The organism is Pseudoalteromonas sp. OOF1S-7, assembly GCF_022347765.1.
Taxonomy (GTDB): domain Bacteria; phylum Pseudomonadota; class Gammaproteobacteria; order Enterobacterales; family Alteromonadaceae; genus Pseudoalteromonas.
On sequence record NZ_JAKRFZ010000002.1, the window covers coordinates 234,441 to 256,375 of the forward strand.

Genomic DNA, 21,935 nt, shown 5'->3' on the forward strand with positions numbered 1-21,935 from the left:
CTGCTAAACAATAGACTACAAACTGTAGTAACTCTCTATTATTTCAATCACAGCACTCACCTGCTGGTGCTGCAAAATTGACAGGTGATTGCCTGCGATTTCGTGGCAGTTCACTTTGCCGTACAGCGTTTGCCAGCCCATATCGGGCGCCAGAGATTGGCCTTCAAACTCGCTGGTGTCGCTTGCTTTAATCACACAGAGCCGGCAGCCTAACTGCGTTGGCAACTGCACATCGGCCATAAGCTGACCACGAAACACCGCCTGCAAGCGCTGAAGTTGCTCTGCACTGAAGTGATAGCCCGACCGCGCCATGGCATCCGCCAGACAAACAGTTTGTTCCTCAACCGGTTTAGCACCGAGTTCGCTAAGTTGCGCCGCGCTGAGACCCAACGCAAAGAAAGTATTGAGGTTTTCAAGCATCAGCTGATCAGCCTCCATGGCGCTGATAGCCACCGAGCTTTGCGTGGGCCTGGGCGTATCCAGTATGGTGACTGATGCCACCGAGATATTCGAAAAGTCAGGCTCTGGGCCATTATTCGCACTCAATCGCTGCGCCATTGCGAGCGCAATAAAGCTGCCAAAGGAGTGGCCGACAAGATGAACCGGACCTGGCTGCGCCTGCGCAAGTGCAGACAGGTAATGCTGTGCCGTGGCGTCAACTGAGCCGACTACATCGGGGTCATGCGCCACCACATCCGGTTGCAGGCCGTACACCGGGACTTGCTTATCCAGCCCCTGCACCAATGACTGAAAGGCCATCAGCAAACCACCGGCTCCGGCTATCAACACCACAGGTGTCACGCCCGGACTGCCATTTTGCAGACACAACAGGCTCTGAAGTGCCTCTGGTTGCTGCTGATTAGCCCGCTGGAAATCATTTAACGCCTGGGCCAGCGCACCAACGCGGCTATGCTGTAGCAACAAGGAAACGGGCACCTGTGCCTGCAATGCATCACACAATTCGCTGTGCAGTCGCATCAGCAACAAAGAATGGCCACCAAGGGCAAAAAAGTCATCGTTCAGGCCCACCCGCGGGCAGTGCAGTAACTCGCCCAGGTAGTCACACAAATGGTGCTCAAGTGGCGTTGCTGGCGCAACATAGTCTTGCGGCTCTGCCAGAGTCAGGGTATTAGCCTCTCGCTCGAGTGCTTTTCTGTCCAGTTTACCGTTGTGGTTATGGGGCAGCGCGGCTCGCGGTACTATCCACTGCGGCACCATGTAGGCTGGCAGCAGCTCGGCCACAGCCGCTTTAAGATGGGCCAAATCTGGCTCATCAGCCGATTCAATAAAGGCTATCAGCTGTTCGTGTTTAACTATTACCGCACAGGCATCAACACCGCTTTGGGCTAACAATGCGCGCTCGATTTCGCCCAGCTCGATACGGTAACCCCGCACCTTTACCTGCTCGTCCAGCCGGCCTAAAAAGTGCAACGCGCCGTCCACAATTCTGACCTTATCGCCGGTTTTATAGCAGCGCGTTTGCGTGTGGGGGTTGAGCACAAAGGCTTTGTCTGTTTTTTCCTGGTCGCCCAAATACCCCAAAGCCAGCGCCGTGCCGCTGATATACAACTCACCGGCAAGGCCATCCGGCAGCGCTCTGAGTTCGCTGTCGAGCACATGGGCCGTTACCCCGGCCAGAGGCAAGCCAATGGGCACAGACTCGCCCTGATAGTCGGTCACATCCTGAAGCGTGGCGGAAATGGTAGTTTCGGTCGGACCATAGGCGTTAATAACCCGAACAGACGCGCCATAATGTGCCTGCCAGGCCCGCAGTACCGCGCTCTGCATTTGCTCGCCACCAACGGTGATGATGCGCATTGCGCTGCCCAAATCAACTGGATTGACCGCCAGCTGCTGCCAGTAAGCCGTTGGCAGACTCATCAGGCTCAGCTGCGCATGACGCGCCAAATCTGCCAGCGTCTGACTATTGAGCAACTGTTCCTGCTGGGCCATCACCAGGGTTGCGCCACTGAGTAAGGTGCAAAATACTTCTTCGGCAAAAACATCAAAGCTACAACTGGCAAATTGCAGATAGTTGTCATCCGGCGCAATAGCATAATTGCTTTGCAAAGCAGCCACATAATTAAGCACACTGCGGTGGGCCACCTGCACGCCCTTTGGCTCCCCGGTTGTGCCCGAGGTGTAAATCACATAACACGGCGCGTCGCTGTGGCAGGTACGCTGCACGCACAGCGCTGGCTGGGCTGATATTTCTGCCTCATACGCAACCAGATCTACCACAGGGCAATCAGGTGTTACACCCTGCCAGTCCTGCTCGGTCGTGAGCAACACCGCTGCGCTTGCATTGGTAAGCATAAATTTACGCCTTTGCTCGGGCAGCGCGGGGACCAGCGGCAGGTAGCATGCCCCCAGCTTCAGCGCCGCCAAAATGGCGATGATCAGCTGAGGTCCGGGTGCTAAACACACCGCTACCACAGCCTGACCTGCCTGAATACAGTGCTGTGACAGCAGGTAATTCGCCAGCCTTGCTGCGGCGTCATCCAGCTCGGCATAGGTCAGTATTGTGGCGGGCTGTTCAGTCCCGGATGGATAGTAGCGAATAGCCGTGCACTGTCCGTGACTTGCCCTGATGTGCTCAAACGCCTGTTGTAAGGTGTTATGGTGTATTTTCTGTGCCTTTGCACCGGGCAGCCCGAACTGTACCAGCGGCGTAATTTGCTGTGGCCTGATCAGCGGCAATTCGGCCAGTATACCTTCTGGCTTAGCCATAAAGGCTGATAGCAGTTTGGTGATTAATGCCAAACTTTGCTGCGCCTGCTCGCATGTCAACAGGGCTTCACGATAGCTGAGGGTCAGCGACAGCTGACTTGCCACGCCGACCACAAAAGTGACCGGGTAGTGCGTCTGATCCCGCTCCGAGCAGACTGTGACCTTGAATGGCCCGGAGTCTTGCGCGAGCGGATCGGTTGGGAAGTTTTCAAATACATACAGGGCATCAAATAGGTCGCCGCCGTTGTCAATCTGACTCCATTGCTGGATTTGTGACAGCGGCGTGTGAGCATATTGCGCCAGCGACGCCTGAAGCTCTCTGATCTGCAACAGGTAGTCGTTAACCGTTTGCTGCCCTGGGGTGTTGATCAACACCGGCTGAGTATTGATATAAAGGCCGACACGCTCGGCTACGCGAGGCAGCGATTCAGGCCGCCCGGACACGGTCTGACCAAACAACACATAGTCACTCTGACAACAGGTGCGTAGCCAGTAGGCCCAGGCGCCCTGGATCACCTGATTAAGCGTCAATCCCCGCTGCTTTGCAAAGTCACTTAGCTGGGCGGTGAAATCCGCGCTCAGCGTTTCTGTTATCTCACTGACGTTGTGATTTTGTTTATCACTGATAGCCAGGTGCTCAGTGAGCAGCGTGGGAGTGTCGACCTGTACCAGTTGTTGACGCCAGAACGCCTGCTCAGCGTGTTTGTCGCGCTTATCAAGATACTCAACATAATCGCGAAAAGGGTCAGCAAGCGTTTGCACCATGCGCGTTTGTACCCGGGCCTGATAGTGCTCAATCAGCTCGGCAAACAGCACCGGCAGCGACCAGCCATCCATAATCATATGATGATACGTCCAGATCAGCCCGTGGCAATGCTCGCCAAAGGGCACCAGTCGCAAACGCATGCAGGGCGCGCGTTGCAGGTCCAGGGGCTGCTGATATTCCTGCGCCGCTATCTCGGCCAAACGAGCTTTCACTTGTTCATCGAACGGCTGCGGCTCATCCATCTGCAAGGGCAAGGCACGCTTGTCATAAACCACCTGCACGGGCTGATGTGTCGTGACAAAAAACGCCGTGCGCAAAATCGAGTGGCTGGCAGTCAGCTGCGTCCAGGCGTAGGCGAATGCCTCGGTGTCCAAAGCGCCATCCAGCAACATCACTGATTGCTCCAGATAGGCTTTATTGTCTGCGCTCTGCGCGTGAAACCACATGCCCTGCTGCAATGGCGTCATCGGATAAATATCGGCCACGCCCTGCCCGGCTTTATCCATCAGCTGGGTCAACTGCGCGCGGTCAAGCTGCGGCAGTAACGGGAAGTCACTGGGCGTTGGGCTGTTTTCGGTTTGTGCTAAACAGTGAGCAAGCACCTCTTCAATCGCCTGCTCAAAGTGCGCACTCAGCCGCTGTGCGTCTTGCTCGGTATAATATTCTGGTGTGCATTCCAGCGCCACAGCCAGACGGCCCCCGCTCACCGCAGCGGTAATTTGCAAGGCCGCAAACACCGCATCGGCTTCGCTGCGCAGACTGCCCGTGGGCTCAGAGGCATCGACAAGCAACCCGTTTTGCTCCAATACGGTGTCCAGCTGCCCGAGGTAATTAAAGAAAGTTTGCGCCCTGGTGTCTATCGTTAGTGATGCCCGCACCTGCGGATTTGGGTGGGTATAACACAGCGCACCAAATTCGCTGCCATGGCGGGTCGTCCAGGCCAGTTGCTCTTTAACGGCGCAGATCACCTCGGCTAGCGCCTGCTCCGATTGACCAGACGGGCTGCTCATACGCAGCGGGAATAACGCGGTGAGCCAGCCAATGGTGCGACTGGCATCGAGCGCGCCTTTGAGCTGAGCGCGCCCATGGCTTTCGAGCATAACCACCTGCTCTGTACGCTCGTAATAACGCAGCGCCGTCCACTGCCAGGCGCTCAGCAACAAGGTTTGAATGGTACTCTTGTATGCCCGGTTTGCGTCATTTAATAGCTGTTGAGTCTGAGCCGGGCTGAGCTGAATTTTATTGCAGATGGCAGCACAGTGCTTGCTACCATCTGCGCTGGCCCCCAGAGGGCGCTGATTTTGTGCGGCTTTCGCAGCTTCCTGCCAGCTGGCGAGATACCGGCTTTCGCGGGCCTGCTCTTGCAGATAAAACGCAATAGCATCCAAAGAGGCACTGGCCGGTGGCAAGTGTATAGCCTGAGCGTTTTGCGCCTGAGTACATGCCTGTTCAAGGTCAGTCAGCAAAATACGCCAGGAAACACCGTCAATTAATAAGTGATGGGCAACCAGCAGCAGCCGATTGCTTTGCTCCGTATCCGGCGTGGCAATATGACACACTTTCAATAAGGGCGAGCCATCGAAGGTAAAGCCTGCCTGCGTCTGCTCACTGAGTTCGGTGAGTACCTCACTATAGCGTGCGCCTGAGGCACTGAGGTCGTGATATTGGCACACCTGTTTGCTGTCGAGCTGCTCGTCAACGTACAAGTGTGTGTTGTCCCTGACCATCAGTCTCAGTGCATCGTGGCACGCCAGCAGCCCCTGTACGGCATCACACAAATGACTAAACGAGAGTGACTTATCCACACTCAGCATTACCGCCTGATTCCAGTGCTCGGGCACTGCAAATGTCTGAGCGAAAAACCACTGCGCAATGGGATGAGGGGTTAATTTGCCAACAAAATGCTGTTGTTCGGACTCGCAGTCGCCCTGCTGTGCGCGCGCATCGTCGCTAACAAAACTCGCCGTCAATGCCGCCGCCGTGCTGTGCGCAAAAATATCGGCCACTGACAGACCAATGCCTACGGCTCTGGCCCGGCTGGCAAGCTGAATGGCCAAAATGGAATCGCCACCACTGGCAAAAAAGTCATCCTGAGCCTGCATGTCTGGTTTGTTCAGCAAGGTTTGCATCAGCGCTAAAACGGGGTTATGCCCGGCTTTCGTGGCACTCGACGTATCTATCTGCGTCACCTGCTCATCGCCTTCGAGCTGTGCCAGCCGCACCAGCGCGCGGCTATCCAGCTTGCCGTGGGCCGTCAAAGGCAGTGCGTCCAGCATCACAAATGCGCTCGGCACCATATACTCGGGCAGTCGTGAGCGCAGCTGGCCGCGCAGATGTTCAGCCAGTTCGCTCTGGGACGACAACGACTCTGGCACCACAAACGCCGTCAGGTGTTTATTACCTGGCTGCGTTTGCGTTATCAGCACCGCACATTCGGCCACGGCTGTAAGCTCGCGTAGCTGGTGTTCGATTTCAGCCAGCTCAATGCGATAACCGCGTAACTTAACCTGCGCGTCGTTTCGGCCCACATAAGCGATACGGCCGCTGTTGAGTCGCCGGACCAAATCGCCGCTGCGATACACGCGCACAGTCTCGCCGTTATCCAGCGTGAGCTCAGTGAATTGCGCATCACTCAGCTGCGGTTGATTGAGATACCCCAAAGCCAGCCCCGGCCCGGCAATATAAAGCTCGCCGACCATGCCATCGGGCACACTGCGACCCTGCTCGTCAATGATATAAACCGTACAGTTATCTACCGGCAAGCCAATATCCGGCAGCGCTTCGCAAGGCTGAGCAACCTCGCCCGAGGTTGCGACCACAGAGGCCTCAGTCGGGCCATAGTTATTGATCAGTCTAAAGTGATGCTGAGCGCGCACGGGGTTAAGCCTGTCGCCGCCCACCAGTAAGTATTCCAGTTGCACGGGGGCAAAGTCGGAGTCTGCCAGCATCACTTCAGCAATTGGCGTGGCCAAAAAGCAATGACTGACCGCTTCACGGCTCAGTAATGCCGATAGTCGCTGCGGGTCATTCAGCGCGTTACTGCTGACAAAAACCAGCGAGGCATTGGCACTGAGATACGGCCAGATCTCCCAGGTCGCGGCATCAAAGGCAATATTAGCCGTCTGACTGCCAATACTGTGCGTGTTCAGCGCAAAGGCACGTTGATGCCAGTGGCATAAATTGCTCAGTCCGCGATGGGGGATCATCACACCCTTGGGCAGCCCTGTGGTGCCCGAGGTATAAATGACATACGCCAGCTGGTTTGTGTCGATAGCGGGTAACGGCTGCTGCGCATAAACCGCACATTGCCCGGGCAAATCCGGGCTGTCCAGCCATACCTGTTTGCAGGCCGGGTAAGCGTCAAACTGCCCGGCAAAGCGCGTCTGCGTCAGCAACCACTGACTGGCGCTGTCGCTGATAATATGCTCGATGCGCGCCTCTGGATAGTCGGGTGACATGGGCACATAGGCTCCACCGGCTTTAAGCGTTGCCAGCATGGCCACCACTAAGTCTATGCCGGCATCGCAACTGACAAGCACCCTTTGTTGTGGCTTAAGTCCCTGCCCAGTCAGATACTGCGCCAGTCTGCCAGCGCGCAGCTCCAGCTCACCATAAGTGAGCGTGCGGTTCGATTCAGGCACTTTGATTGCCACTTTGTCGGGTGTCTGGCGCGCATGTCGGGCAAGTAGCTCAACCAGCGTGGTGCCTGGCACTGAGTGCGATTGTCCGCTAATGGCCTGATAATGCGTCGGCGTTAACGGGATTTGTGCAATATCCAGCTCTGGGCTGCGGATAAGTGCGCCCAGCATCACGCTGAATGCCTCGCTCATGCGGGCAATGCTGGCGGCATCAAACAAGGCGGTGTTATAGCACCAACTGAAACGCAATCCGTGGTCGGTTTGCACCGCACTGAGCTCAATGTCGAATTTAGCCGTCACAGACACCGCCTGCTCGGGATGTACTGTTATATCAGCCAGCTGCAATTGGGTGTCCAGCTGCGGATTAAGTGCAAAGCTTAACTGGAAAACCCCCTGATGACTGAGGTCACGCGCCACATTGAGTGCATCCAGGATCTGCTCAAACGGCATCGCCTGATGCGCCTGTATATCCATCATCAACACTTTTTGCTGCGCCAGTAGCTCGCTGAATGTCATGTCTGGCGTAAAGCGCGTGCGGATCGGTAAGGTATTAATGAAAAACCCGACCAGCGGCTGCAACTGGCTGTGCTCACGACCGGAGAATGGCGCACCGATCACCACATCAGCGCTGCGACCGTATTTACCCACAAACAAAGCAAATGCAGTTTGCAACCAGGTAAACAGCGTGACGTCACTATCACGACATTGCGTCTGGATCTGCTCAAACTCATCCGTATTCAGGTGAGCAAGATGCACAGCGCCGTGATTGGCGGATGTGCGCGTTCTGGCCCTGTCCAGCGGCAACTGATGCAATGGTGGAGCATCTGCCAGATGGGCAAGCCAGAAGTCCCTGTGTGCCTGCAAGGCCACGTCATTCAGGGTGGTGCGTTGCCACTGTGCATATTCAGCGTATTGCAGCGGCAAAGGCTGAGACAGCCACTCGGGTAACGACTGGCCTTTGGAAAAGTGCTGATAAAACGCCGCCAGTTCAGCGGTTAAAATTGCTAAAGAGTGGGCATCAGCAGCGATATGATGCACATTCACCCGCAATTTGTGTACATCGTCAGCGCATGCCATCAAAGTCAGTCGCAGCATCAACCCCTGGCTTAAATCAAATGCCAGCATGGCATCGTCACGCTGTGCGCTGAGCCAGCGTTGCTGCTGCGCGCGCGGGGTCAGTGAGCGTGCATCAATATAAGTAAGCGGCACTGCAAAGTCGCCGCTAAGCACTTGCCGGGGCCCACGGGTCTCATCCTGTATTATCTTGCTGCGCAGCACCTGGTGGCGGCAAAGAATAGCCTGCCACGCTTGCTTAAATGCAGCCAGATCCAGTGGTCCATTGAGCGTAAAAGTGCCGGGCATATGATACTGCGCCGAATCTGGCGTCATTTGCTCGACCGTCCACAGCCGCGCCTGTGCGAACGACAAGGGCAAAGGCGCGGAGGTATCAACTCGTGGAATGTCCGCAGTCAAAGCCACTTCGGCGTCGCCCTGCTCTATCACTTTGGCCAGCTCAGCCACAGCGGGGTTTTGAAACACATCCTTTAACGTAACTGGCAGACCATGCACTTCCCTGAGCTGGCTAACCAGCTGGGTGGCCAACAGTGAATGTCCGCCGAGTCGGAAAAAGTGGTCGTCGAGTCCGACCTGCTCAACGCCCAGCAAGGCAGAAAAACACCCGGCAACGGCCCGCTCTGTTTGTGTGCCTGGCGCACGGTACGCCGCCTCCTGACGCAATACGTCCAGCGCCAGCAAGGCTTTTTTATCAATTTTACCATTGCTGGTCAGGGGTAACGCATCCACCACGACCACATTGGTTGGCAGCATAAATTCGGGCAGTGTGCTGCGCAGATACCCTTGCACCTGAGTGAGCGGTTCATCTAAATGAAAGCCACTAGCTGGGACCACAAAAGCGCTGATCCGCACGCCCTGCTGATCATTACGATTAAGCAGCACGCTGACGGCCTGGAGCTGAGGATGCTGGCGCAGCTGGTTTTCAATTTCACCCAGCTCAATGCGATAACCACGTACTTTAACCTGATCGTCGGCGCGGCTGATGTAGGTCAGCTCGCCATCGGGCAGAAATCGCACCAGATCGCCGGTTTTATAGAGCTTTTTGTCGCCAGATGCGGCGAACGGATCGGCAATAAAGCGCTCAGCATTGAGCGCCTCTCTTTGCCAGTAACCCCGGCATACGCCCTCGCCGCCCACGTACAATTCACCCACTGCGCCCATGGGCAGCAGTTGTTGGTGCTTATCCAGCACATAGCATGAGGTAGTTGGAATGGCATGACCGATATTGCTCACGCCCAGCGCCAGATCGGCCTGTGTGAGGCGTTTAAAGGTCACATGCACTGTGGTTTCGGTAATGCCATACATGTTGATCAGCTGGCAATTATCAAAACGACTGGCCCAGGGTTTAAGCTTGCCCGGCTGTAAGGCCTCGCCACCAAAAATCACATAACGCACCCGACATCGTGCCTGCTCGGCCTCAGGCAACGCGCACATGGCTGATTGCAACACATAAAAAGCGCCTGGTGTCTGGTTAAGTACCGTGACCTTTTCGCTCAGTAAGCAGCGGGCAAAGGCCTGGGTATCCTGACTCACCGCTTTGCTGATCACCACCAGTTTGCCGCCAAACAGCAAAGCGCCGTACATTTCCCAGACCGAAAAATCAAAGCAAGATGAATGGAACAGGGTCCACACATCATGCTCATTAAAATCAAATAAGGCAGGTTCAACGTGCAGCAGACGCACCACATGGCGGTGCTCTATCTGCACGCCTTTGGGGCGCCCTGTGGTGCCCGAAGTGTAAATCATATAAGCCAGATGCTGTGGCTGAATATCCAACGCCAGATCATCACCAATCGCAATGCCTCTATAAATCGTGTCATCGTCTATGTTGATTATCTGCTCTGCGCAGGTTGCAAAACGCGCCTGAGTGTCGCTGTCGACTATCAGCCAGCGGCTGCCAACATCGTCAATAATGTACTCTATCCGCTCTTTGGGATAATCCGGGTCTATGGGCACATAAGCAGCACCGGCTTTTAAAATCGCCAGCAAGGTCACCACCATATTCACCGAGCGGGTAACACTGACCGGCAGCATGGCCTGGAGTGTAATGCCGCTTGCGACCAGTACTCTGGCCAGCCGGTTGGCGCGGTTATTTAGCGCCTCGTAACTCAGGCGTTCGCGCTCATCGACCACCGCTATCCGCTGGCCAAATTTTTGCACCTGCGCCTCAAACAGGCTAACCAGTGTCTGGCTGGTGTCCCAGTGTGTGTCTGCATAGTGGGCATGCGCCAGAATCGCCGCGGTTTGCGACTCGCTGAGCAACCCTACTTGTCCAATTGGCGTTTGCGGCGCAGCAACCAGTTGCTCAAGCATAACGGCAAAACTCTCAGCCCAGTGGGCCATGGTCTCGCTGCGGTACAGGTCGCTGTCGTACTTCCAGTTGAGTGTCAGTGCGTTTGTTTCATCATCCAGTATCGCGCTCAGTTCCAGGTCGCATTTAATGTCAACGTCATCCCCGACCTGGGTTTGCTCCAGGGTGCTCAGGCCGGGTAAATTAAGCGCCTGCGCCGAGGTATTTTGCTCCAGCGTAAACAGGATCTGAACCAGTGGGTGGTGGCTCATATCGCGCTCACAGTGCAGCGCTTCGACCACCTTATCGAATGGCACCTCTCGATGCTCAAACGCCGCCAGGATCTGCTCCTTTTGCTGCGCCAGCCAGGCATTAAAACGCATCGACTCATCAATATTGGCGGGGATCACCAGAGTATTGACGAACAGGCCAATAAGCGGCGTCAGTTCAGGATGATCGCGCCCAAGCACCGGCGTACCAACCACCACCTGCTCGTTTTGCGTGACTCGGCCGATAAACAACATAAAGCTGCTCAGTAACCACATAAACGGCGTGACTGATTGTTGTGCACTGTGGGCCTGAATGTGCCCGGTCAGCGCCGTACTTAGCGTCTGGCGATAAACCCGGCCGCACTGTGTTTGCAGAGCCGGGCGAACAAAATCCCCGGGCAGAGACTGAATAGGATCCAAACCTTGCAGCGCTTGCTGCCAGAACGTCAGTTTATCGGCCAGATACGCAGGTGTCAGCGTGCTTTGCTGCCAGCTGGCATAATCCCCATACTGCACGCTCAGTGGTGGCAGTTGCGGGGCGTTCTGCTGCCCTAACTCTGCGCTGTAGAGTGCCTCAAGTTCCCGCACCAGCACTTGCATCGACGCACCATCGGACACGATATGGTGCATATTAAACGCCAGATAATGGGTCTGCTGATCTGAAATCACCAGCGCCCGTAGCAGCGCATCGTGGCTTAAGTCAAACGGCTGGGCCAGAAACTCGCTCAGCTGATCGCGAATTGCCTGCGCCCGGCAGGCGTCAGGCCACACACTGGCATCTCGCCACTCAAACGGTGTGTCGAGCGTTTCAGCCACCTGTACAACCACGCCCTGTCCGCTTTCATTGCTGGCGATAAAGTGACTGCGCAGAGATTCATGACGGGCAATCAACGCGGCGATACTGGCTTTGAGCGCGGCAATATTCAGCGCCCCGGTGAGCACAAATTCAGCGGGCATATAATATTGGCTGCTGCCTTGCAGCTGCTCAATAAACCACAGTCCCTGCTGGGCATAACTGGCAGGCAAAGGCACAGAACGGTCGGCTTGCGTAATCGCCGTGTACGCCGTCGACTCTGACGCCGTGCAGCGCTGCTGTTGAAAATACGCGATGATGTCGGCTTTATTCGCCACGATGCGCTGCTTAAGAAAGGCCGGGAAGTCCCCTTTTTGCTTAAACGCCAGTGCCCCGTTTTTTTCATACAAGGTAATGCCTGCACGCAATGCATCCGCGATTAACTGCTCAATTGCTATCAACTGTTCCGTCATTACAAAAACATCTCTTCTGAAGTATCGTTTTCGTTATCATCCTGGGCCTGCTCTGCCATGGCCTGATGGATCTCAATCCACTGCGCTAAAGCCGCCACCGTAGGCCGCTCAAACAGGGTTCTGACTGACATGCCAACCCCGAATTGTGCCTCAATCAGGCCAATACACTGCGTCGCCAGCAACGAATGGCCGCCCAGGCTAAAGAAGTTATCTGCCACACTGATTGAAGTGCGCCCTAATACCGATGCAAGGATCTCGGCAAGAGCCGCTTCGGTCCCGGTGCGTGGTGCAATATGTTCAGCAGGTGAGTCGCACTGCGTGCCCAAAGCATGCAACGCTCGCACATCCACTTTGCCATTGGCAGTCAGAGGCAATGCAGTGATCAGCACATAGCGATACGGCACCATGTAGGCCGGTAAAGACTCGCTCAGTCGCGCCGACAAGGCACCAGACAATTCAGCGTCAGCCAGCACAGCTGCGCCGGGCTTTTCGCTCTCTTTACCCGGACTCACGACCAGATAGGCCTCCAGGTTATCGGCTGTTTCATTGAGCAACACCACAGCTTGTTCAATGCGGGAATCTTGCTGCAACTGCTCAGCAATTTCCTGTGGCTCAATGCGGTAACCTCGCAGCTTCAGCTGGCTATCAAGGCGATGACAAAACTGCAATGCACCAGGTGTGCCATCGTCGTTCATCGACCAGCGCACCAGGTCGCCGCTGCGATAAAAGCGCTGCTCACTTTGCTGCGCCCCTACAGGCAGCCAGACAAGCTTTTCAGCGCTGAGGTCGCTGCGATTCAGATATCCCTGCGCCAGGTTATCGCCGCCGATATACAGCTCGCCCGTCACACCCACAGGCACCGGCTGCATTTGTTCATCCAGCACCAGTAAATGGGTATTAGCAATAGGCTGACCAATGGGCACCTGAACCAGAGACTGCGCCTGAAGCCTTGCAATTTCGCGCTTATCACAGTGATAAGTGCAGGTGCCTACCGTGGCCTCAGTCGGGCCGTACTCATTGACCCAGGTAACATGTGGCAATCGCGCGCTCAGCTCCACCAGCAGCGCAACCGGCAGCGCTTCACCGCCCACAATCACCTTGTGCGGCACTGCAAAACAGCGCTCGTCCGACAGGCCACATTGTTTCAGTACCGAAACCACCCCCTGCAAATGGGCCGGTGTGACTTTAAACATACCGGCAACCTCACCACACAAGCGATTCGCCAGCTGTTTTAACATACGCTCATCATCTGCCAGTATGTCGATACACATGCCTTGCAGCAGTGCAGGCCAGATGGCGGTTACGGTGGCATCAAACGCCAATGGTGTACTCACCGCACTGAAGCTGAGGTTTTCATCGACATACGCATGACAGGCATGGTCAAGATAGAGCGCCAGATTACCCTGGGTGATCGCCACGCCTTTGGGCTGACCTGTGGTGCCCGAGGTATAGATCACATAGGCCAGATCTGCATGTTCGCTGCCGGCAAAGTGGTCGCCCACCTGCTTTGGCTGCCAGCTCTGTGGCTTATCCATTTCCAGCACCGACAACGGTGGTTGCTGTACGGCATCAATCACAGGTTTTAACTGCGCCATTAACTGACTGGCGGTCAACAGCCAGCTTGCGCCACTGTCGCGGATCATAAATTGACAACGGGACGCGGGCAGCGTCGGATCAATGGGTACATAGGCGGCACGCACTTTAAAGGCCGCCAGCATGGCCACCAGTTGGTCGCACCCTGCGCTCAGACACAGGGCAATGCGCGCGCCCGGCTTAACGCCCTGCTCCAACAGGTAACTGGCCAACGTACTGGCCTTATGCTCGAGCGCCTGATAGCTGAGCATACAGGCATCAGCATCTCGCACTGCCAGCTGGTTAGCAAAACTTTTTGCCCGAGCACTGATCTGAGAGTGGATGCACCGCGTGTTGATCGTTTTATCTGCGCCCTTAATATTCACCAGCTGCTGCTGACGTGATTGAGTGAGCACAGGTAAACGCCGCACTGTGTGCTCCGGTGATTTCAAAATGGCGCTGATCAAGGTCTCAAAGGACTCGGCCAGTGCCGCGATGGTGGCGGGTTTAAACAGTGCCGAGCTAAAGTTCCACTCCAGCTCTATACCATCGCCGTTTTCGATGGCGTTTACCTCCAGATCAAACTTCATCATGGGCTCATCTGGCGCTTCGACTTCGATGTGTAGCTGCGGCAGCACCAGATCGGTGGTTTCATTATTTTGCAGTGCAAACAAAATCTGGAAAACGGGCTGATGTCCCAGATTTCGCTCGGGCCTCAACGCCTCGACGAGTTGCTCAAACGGCAGCGCCTGATGCTTAAACGCATCCAGGATCACCTGTTTTTGCTGCTCCAGCAACAAGTTAAAGCTTTGCTCTGGCCGAGTACGCGTGCGTATCACTAGGGTATTGACAAAAAAGCCGATTAAATTGGCCACTTCGTTGTGTTCGCGCCCCGCAACCGGCGAGCCAATCACTACGTCGTCAGTCTGGCTGTAACGCTGTATCAACAGTGAAAACACCGTATGCAGCCACATAAACAAGGTGACGCCTTGTGACTTGCAGTGCTCATGAACTGCCCGCGTGAGGGCTGCACTCAGCCGTTGGGTATGGCGTAAACCGCTCAACTGCGCCATGGCTGGGCGGGGATAATCGAGCGGCAACTGATGAAGCGGCGGATAACCATCCAGTGCCTTCAGCCAGTAATGTAGATCTGCCTGACCGCCCTCTTTCGCCCAGGTATTACGTTGCCAGTGTGCAAAGTCACCATATTGCACAGGCAAGGGCTGGGTGAGCTCAACTGGCAGCAGATACCCGGCTTCTTCGGAAAAATGACGATAAAAGGCGATGAACTCCCGAACCAGAATCGCCATCGACCAGCCATCGCTGGCAATGTGATGCATATTAAAATGCACCCGATAGTCGTCTTTGCCAAACTCAGCCAGCAAAACCCGCAACAGCACATCCTGGCTGAGATCAAACCGGTCAGTTGCATTGGCATGCGCAGCCTGCTGCCAGCGTTGTTGTCTGGCGCGTTCACTCATTTTGGTGAAGTCGAGCTGAGTCAGCGACAAATCGAACTGGCTGCTTACCTGCTGGACAGGCTCAGTCGAATCCGCGGCTTTTACGATCCGCGTTCGTAGCACCTCATGGCGGGTTACCAGGGCATTAAGCGCTTCACTGAACGCGGCTTTGTCAAGTACTCCGCTGAACTTAAACCCGGCAGGCATATGATATTGCGTGCTGGACGCCTGAAGCTGCTCAATCAGCCACAATCTTTGCTGTGCAAACGACAGCGGCAATGGCTGCTGGCGTGACACAGACACAATCGTTTGTGCGGCAGTGATGGGATCACACTGCTCCAGCACCTGAGCCAGCGCCGCAATGGTTGGCGTTTTAAACAGCTGAGGGAGCGTTACCTCCAGGTGTTTCTGCTGGCGAATTTGGCTGATCAGCTTGATGGCCAGCAGTGAATGGCCGCCGAGGTCAAAAAAGCTGTCGTCCAGATCAAAATGCTCCGTCAGCAAAACATCGCTGTAAAGCTGATACAAGTAAGACTGCATGGGCGTGAGGGCCGCCAGGTCGATACTTTTATTGACTCTGGCCTCTCGCTGTTGCGCCAGCGCTTTAAGTGCTTTACTGTCCACTTTGCCATTGGCCGTGAGCACAATGGCCTCAACGCGATTAAACTGCCCGGGGATCATGTACGGCGGCAGATATTGCGCCAAGTGATTGCGTAAATGACTGTCTGGCGGGACTTTGCCGTTAAGGTAGACAATATGCGCCTGCAACAATTGCTGCGTTTCATCGACCGTCACCGCGCAGTCGCGTATACCATCGAGTTCGCGCAGATAATGACAAATCGCATTCAAGTCGATGCGATAGCCGCGCAGCTTAATTTGTTCGTCGGTGCGGCCACAATATCTCAGGTAAGCCAGCCTGCCCTGCTCATCGCTGTGCCACTTTACCAGGTCGCCACTGCGATAAAAGCGCACTGGCGGTTGCCCGGCAAAGCTCAGGGTAACAAACTTCTCCTCATTCAGCGCATCCTGATTAACGTAACCCGGACTCACCACAGCCCCGCCAATCAGTAACTCTCCGGGCGTGTTGGCCGGCACGGGCTGGTCACATTCATCGACCACCAGCATAGCAACGCCCGCATTGGGCAGGCCGATTGGCACATCCGGATGACGCAGCGTCGTGTAAGGGTTCAGCTCAGGGGCCAGCGCAAACACGCTACAGCCCACCGTTGCTTCTGTTGGACCATATTCGTTTATCCAGGTGCAGGCAGGCAGCTTTTCGCGCAGCGCGAGCAGTAAATCGGCATCCAGCGCCTCTCCGCCGATCACCAGCGTATGAGGAGCGCTGTTGCTGCCCAGCTCATCCATCAGTGCCTGAACGGCCCGTAAATGCGCCGGTGTGAGCTTAAACAAGCGTGGCCGGATAGCATTAAACAGCAGCTCAGTGATGGCCGCCAATTGATGCGGACCCTGCGTCACGATTTCAACCTCTCCGCCGCACAACAGCGGCGGTACCAGTGCGGTGATGGTGGCATCAAATGCCAAAGGTGTACTCACCACCGCCAGCGGTAAGGTTGTATCGGCATCCAGATAGGTATCCATGGCATGAGATAAATACCCATTCAGGTTGCCATGGGTGATCATCACGCCCTTTGGCCGCCCGGTAGAGCCCGAGGTATAAATGATGTAGCACAAGCGCTGCGCATCCGAGAGCGTTGATTCACCCAGCTCTTCAGCGCCAGGCGCAGACACCGGATAACCAGAAAAGTTAGACTCAACGTCAAATAAATCATCCAGAAACAGAAAGTCGGTGGCACTTCCGATTAGTTTCTCGGTGTCATCGCTGAGTGCCAGTATCATCACAATCTCAGCATCTTCAACGATGTAAGACAGGGATTTTTCCGGTGTGTCGTAGTGTAAAGGCACATAAACATGGCGGGCTTTAAGAATAGCCAACACGGCGATAACCATGGCGGGGCCGGAGGGCAATAGCAGTGCCAGGCGGCTTTGTTCTTCAAACCCCATCTCAAGCAGGCAGTGCGCCAACTGATTCGCCCTTTGTTCTACCTCAAGGTAAGTGTAGGATTCGCCGTTACACCGCAGCGCAATACTGTGTGGCTGGAGCTCGGCAATGGCACTAAAATGGTGGTGCCAGCCAATATCGCTGCCAGGCTCGTGGTTTTGTGGCGCACTGAATGCAAGTAGCTGCGCCAGCTCGTTTGCATCAACCAGACTATGGTCACTGATACTCTGCTGCGGCGCATCCAAACAAGCGCCCAGTAACTGAGTGTATTGACGAGCGAATGACTCAATGCTGTGCTCCTGCCACAAGGCGCTGTCGTAAAGCCATTCAACGGCAATGGTATCGCCGCAGTCAATTACGGACACTTCCAGATCCAGCTTAGCGCTGCGTACACCTGTATCATTCACCGTGACATCCAGCCCATCCAGTTGCAGCGCTTCATTGACCTGGTTGTTAACCCGGAACACCACCTGGATCAGCGGGTGAATGCCTAAACTTCGCTCGCTGTTGAGTGCCTCGACCAGAGCATCAAAGGGAATATGCTGATGATTAAGCGCACAGTGCAGGGTATCGCAACTCTGTGTCAGTGCATCGCTAAAACTCATATCGGGCTTGATGTGATGGCGCAGCACCAGTGTATTGATAAAATTACCAATCACAGCTTCCAGCTCGCTGAACTCGCGGCCGGCAACCGGTGTGCCCAAAGCAATATCGGATTGGCCAGACAGACGGCTCATCCACAATGCAAAAGCACACTCCAGTACCGCAAACAGGGTTTGTCCGCTGCTGGCAACAAAGCCGCGTAAGGTCTGGCTTAATTTTGCAGGCAATTCGTAACAGTACAAAGCACCGCCGCTGATCACTTTATTCTCTCTGGGGTTATCCTGAGGCAGCTCGTGCACTCTGGGCAGCTCTGCTAACTGCTTTTGCCAATACGCTAAGCTGGTTTGCCACTGAGGTAAGGTGGCCAGATTGCGCTGCCAGTGCACATAATCTATATAGCTGTGTGTCAGGCTGCCCGCCTCATGCGGCATGCCTGCACAGGCACTGCGGTAGGCGGCTTCTAACGCACGACATAACACGCCGATTGACCAGCCATCCGAGACAATATGATGCATAGTGACGACCAGCACAGACAGTTGCGCATCGAGTTGCAACAACTGAGCCCGCAGCAACAAGTCCCGACTCAGGTCGAACCCGGTATGATAATCCTCGGCCAGTAACTGACGCAGCGTATCGGCCTGCTGTTCATCATCGAGCTCACTTAAATCGCGTTGCTGGAGCACAAAGGTCAGCGTGTCATTAAAGGACTGAACGGCTTCGCCCTGGGCGTTTTGAGCATAATTGAAACGCAAAATGCTGTGCTGCTGAACCACCTGCTCAAAGGCCTGTGACAGCGCCGCAATATTGAGCGCGCCTTTAATGGTAAAGGCGCCCTGCAAGTTGTATTGCTTACTGTGGCCCTGCATCTGATCCACAAACCAGATCCGCTGCTGGGCAAAAGACAAGGGGTGCTCACCCGCTTGTTCAATCGCCACCAAAGTGTTGCCCAGATGGATATCCTGCGCCAGTAAACAGCGCTCCAGCTTAGCAATGGTAGGGTTGGCAAAAATGGTTTGCAGCGACAACACCCGCTCAAACCTGGCGCGAATATGATTGGCAAGTCGCATGGCCAGTAAAGAGTGGCCGCCGATTGAAAAGAAGTCGTCATCAGCAGAGATTTGCGCCACACCGGTTAATTCACTGAACAAGGCGGCTAACTGCTGCTGTAGTGGTGTTTCCGGTGGCGTGTACTGGCGCTCATCACACACAGGCAATGCAGCCAGCTGTTTACGGTCGACCTTACCATTACCCAGCACCGGCAGCTGCGCCAGCGCCTTGAAGTGGCTGGGGATCATAGCCCGCGGTAAAAGTGCGCCGAGTGCATCACGCAAACTGGCCACGGTGACCAGCTCCTGAGCTGCAACATAATAAGCCGCTAAGGTGTCAATACCAGCCTGTTTACGTGCAATCACAGCAGCTGCTTTTACCCCTGGCAGGGCCGTCAGCTTAGCTTCGATTTCACTGATATCGACACGATAGCCACGGATCTTGGGTTGATTATCCAACCTGCCCAAGTATTGCAGCTCTCCCTGGGAGGTTAGCCGCACCCGATCGCCGGAGCGGTAAAACCGTGCAGACTGCCCATTTGGGGTCTGACATTGCACAAAATAGCGCACCGTCAGCTGAGGCGCACGCACATAACCACTGGCCAGTGACGCACCACCTATGTAAAGCTCGCCAGGCATACCCAGCGGGACTGGCTGCCCCTGCGTGTTAAGCACTAAAACGCTGACATGGGCCAGCGGCTTGCCAATGGGGTAATGTTCTATACAGGGAGCCGGGCGATTAGCAATTGTATGCGTGGTCACCCCGATACAGGTTTCGCTGGGACCATAGTGGTTGACTATGTGGGCTGTGGGATAGTGCGCCTGCAATTCGTCGACTAAGGTCACATCCAACGCTTCGCCGCCTAAGATCCACTGTTCAATTGCCGGCAGGTGCCCACCCTGTGCTGCAATTTGCGGCAATAATTCGCGGGCAAATGACGGCGTTATCTTCAGCAAGTTCACCTGCTGCTCTGTGAGCATGTCGACCAGTTGTTGCGGTTCTGGCAGCGCACGCGTCCCGGGCATGACCACAGTACCACCCTGCGCGAGGACCGGATAGATGCCAGTCAGGCACAGATCGGTCGCAAGCCCAGTCACAATACCGGCGCGCGTATGCGCCGAAAATTGGATACGATGGGTAACAGACTCGCAGTAACTGGCCAGTGCGCCATGACTGACTGCCACCCCTTTTGGTTTGCCCGTCGACCCGGAGGTGAAGATCACATAAGCCAGCTCATCGGCGTTTAACTCTTTTGCCGCATCCAGCGCTTTGGCAGCCGTGTCACGCTGCAGCAGCTGCTGATACTCCCACACCACTATTTCGCGTTCATTGAGTGCAGCCTGTGCCTGTGTTGTCATTGTCCGGGCATCACAGACGACCAGGGTACGGCAACCAGCCTGCTCCATAATTTCTATGATCCGCTGTACCGGCGTATCCTGTTCTATGGGCAGATAAGCGGCTCTAGCGCGCATCACGCCAAGTAAAGCAACCAGGCTTTGTACGTTGCGACTGACCAGCACGGCAACCAACGTATCGCCCGCGGCAACATCATTGAGCGCAGTGGAAAGGTTAGCGGTTTGCGTGGCTAACTCGGCGTAACTCACAGACTGGGCCGGGTCATCAGCGGCAACAATCGCGGGGTGTGTGGGTTTAGACTGACTGTGCGCCAGAATTTGAGGTAACAGCAAAGGTGCTGCGCTCGCTTCCGGCGTGGTACCAAGCAGCTGCTGCGCGGCATCGACCGAGGGCAGCCTAACCTCTTCGAGCGACTGAGTCGGGTTATCACTGAGCGCCCCCAGCAGGGCCTGAAAATCATCGGCAAACTGGGCAATCAGCTGCGGCGCAAACAGGTCCACATTGTATTCTATTTCCGCGACCATGCCCGCATCATCCGTGCTCAGGTTTAACGTCAGATCAAACTTGGCACTGTGATTATTGAGTGTGAACAGCTGTGCTTCCAGCTCCCCTGCGCGCAGGGGGTCTGGCGGCACCGCATCGTAATTAAACAGTACAGTAAACAGCCGGGATGTACCGGCCAGCTTTGCCAGTGCGTCCTGCGATACGCTTTGATTGTCGAGCGCTTGCCTTATCTGAACCTGAGTACATTTGGTCAATTCACTAAACCGCATCTCGCCGTTGAGCTGCTGGCGCAGCGGTAAAGTATGGATAAAACAGCCGATCATCGACTCGAATTCGCTGTGCTCGCGGCCCAGCACAGGCACGCCCACCGTAATATCCTGCTGCTGGCTGTAGCGATGAAGCAGCACATAAAAGACACTCAGCAGCGCAGAAAATGGTGTCACCCCCAGCTGCTGACAACTGTGTTCAAAACGCTGACGCTGGGTCTCTTCCAGTTTAAATGAATGGCTTGCCCCGCGAAACGAGGCCTCAGCCGGTCTGGTATAGCTGGTCGACAATGAAAACGTTGAAAAGTCAATAAGTTGCTGTTGCCAGTAAGCATGCTGTTGCTGATAACGCTCGGACTGCACAAAGCGCTTTTCCCAGTGCACATAATCCAGATATTGCAGCGGCACGGCCTGTTTTGGTGCTTGTGTCTGTATCACTTCCAGCAATTCGTTGACCAGTAACCGCACCGACCAGCCATCCGCTACCAGATGATGCATCATCAGATAGACCCACTGCCCCTGGTTTGCGTCAGGCTCGCAGATCAAAGCACCGCGGATCGGTAGCGATTTCTGCAGGTCAAACCCTTGGCGTAACAGCGGTTGTAACTCGTTTTCAATCCGCGCCTGAGTGAGCGGCGCCGGCACAGATAGCTGCGCTAAGGTAAAAGACAGCTCGGTATTAACGCGCTGGCATCCGCCCTGCTCTGTGGCAAAAAACTGGCTGCGCAAAATATCATGGCGGGCAAGCAGGGTATTCAATGCATCTTCAAGCTGCGCCTTGCCAACCGGCTGCGACAGCCTGAGCAACCCGGCCATGGTGTAGGCCACTTCACCCCCATGATACTGGTCGATAAGCCAGATCCCCTGCTGGGATGCAGACAACGGGCCCTGCTTTTGATGGTGCGCCTGCATATACGCAATCAGCGCCGGCTTATTGGCTTTAATTTTATTGAGCTGCGCTGCAGGCACAGTGGCAAGGTGAGTGCGCAGTTTCAGGCGACCCTCTTGCAAATAGACATAAATCCCCTGACCATCCAGTTCGGCCAATAGTGCTTCAATTGCTGAATTTTCCAT

Annotated in this window: 2 protein-coding genes; both read right to left on the minus strand. The window is 55.3% G+C overall.

Annotated elements, in window-relative coordinates:
- Positions 1-15 precede the first annotated feature (15 nt).
- Positions 16-12,033, minus strand: coding sequence for a non-ribosomal peptide synthetase (locus MHN33_RS03920; protein WP_239395819.1), 12,018 nt, complete (start codon positions 12,031-12,033; stop codon positions 16-18).
- Positions 12,033-21,935, minus strand: coding sequence for a non-ribosomal peptide synthetase (locus MHN33_RS03925; protein WP_239395828.1), 9,903 nt, complete (start codon positions 21,933-21,935; stop codon positions 12,033-12,035). Before MHN33_RS03925 ends, MHN33_RS03920 begins: the two co-directional genes overlap by 1 nt.

Excerpts from the sequence above, each read along its gene's own strand:
- MHN33_RS03920 (WP_239395819.1), bottom strand. The coding sequence starts at position 12,033 with ATGACGGAACAGTTGATAGCAATTGAGCAGTTAATCGCGGATGCATTG.
- MHN33_RS03925 (WP_239395828.1), bottom strand. The coding sequence starts at position 21,935 with ATGGAAAATTCAGCAATTGAAGCACTATTGGCCGAACTGGATGGTCAG.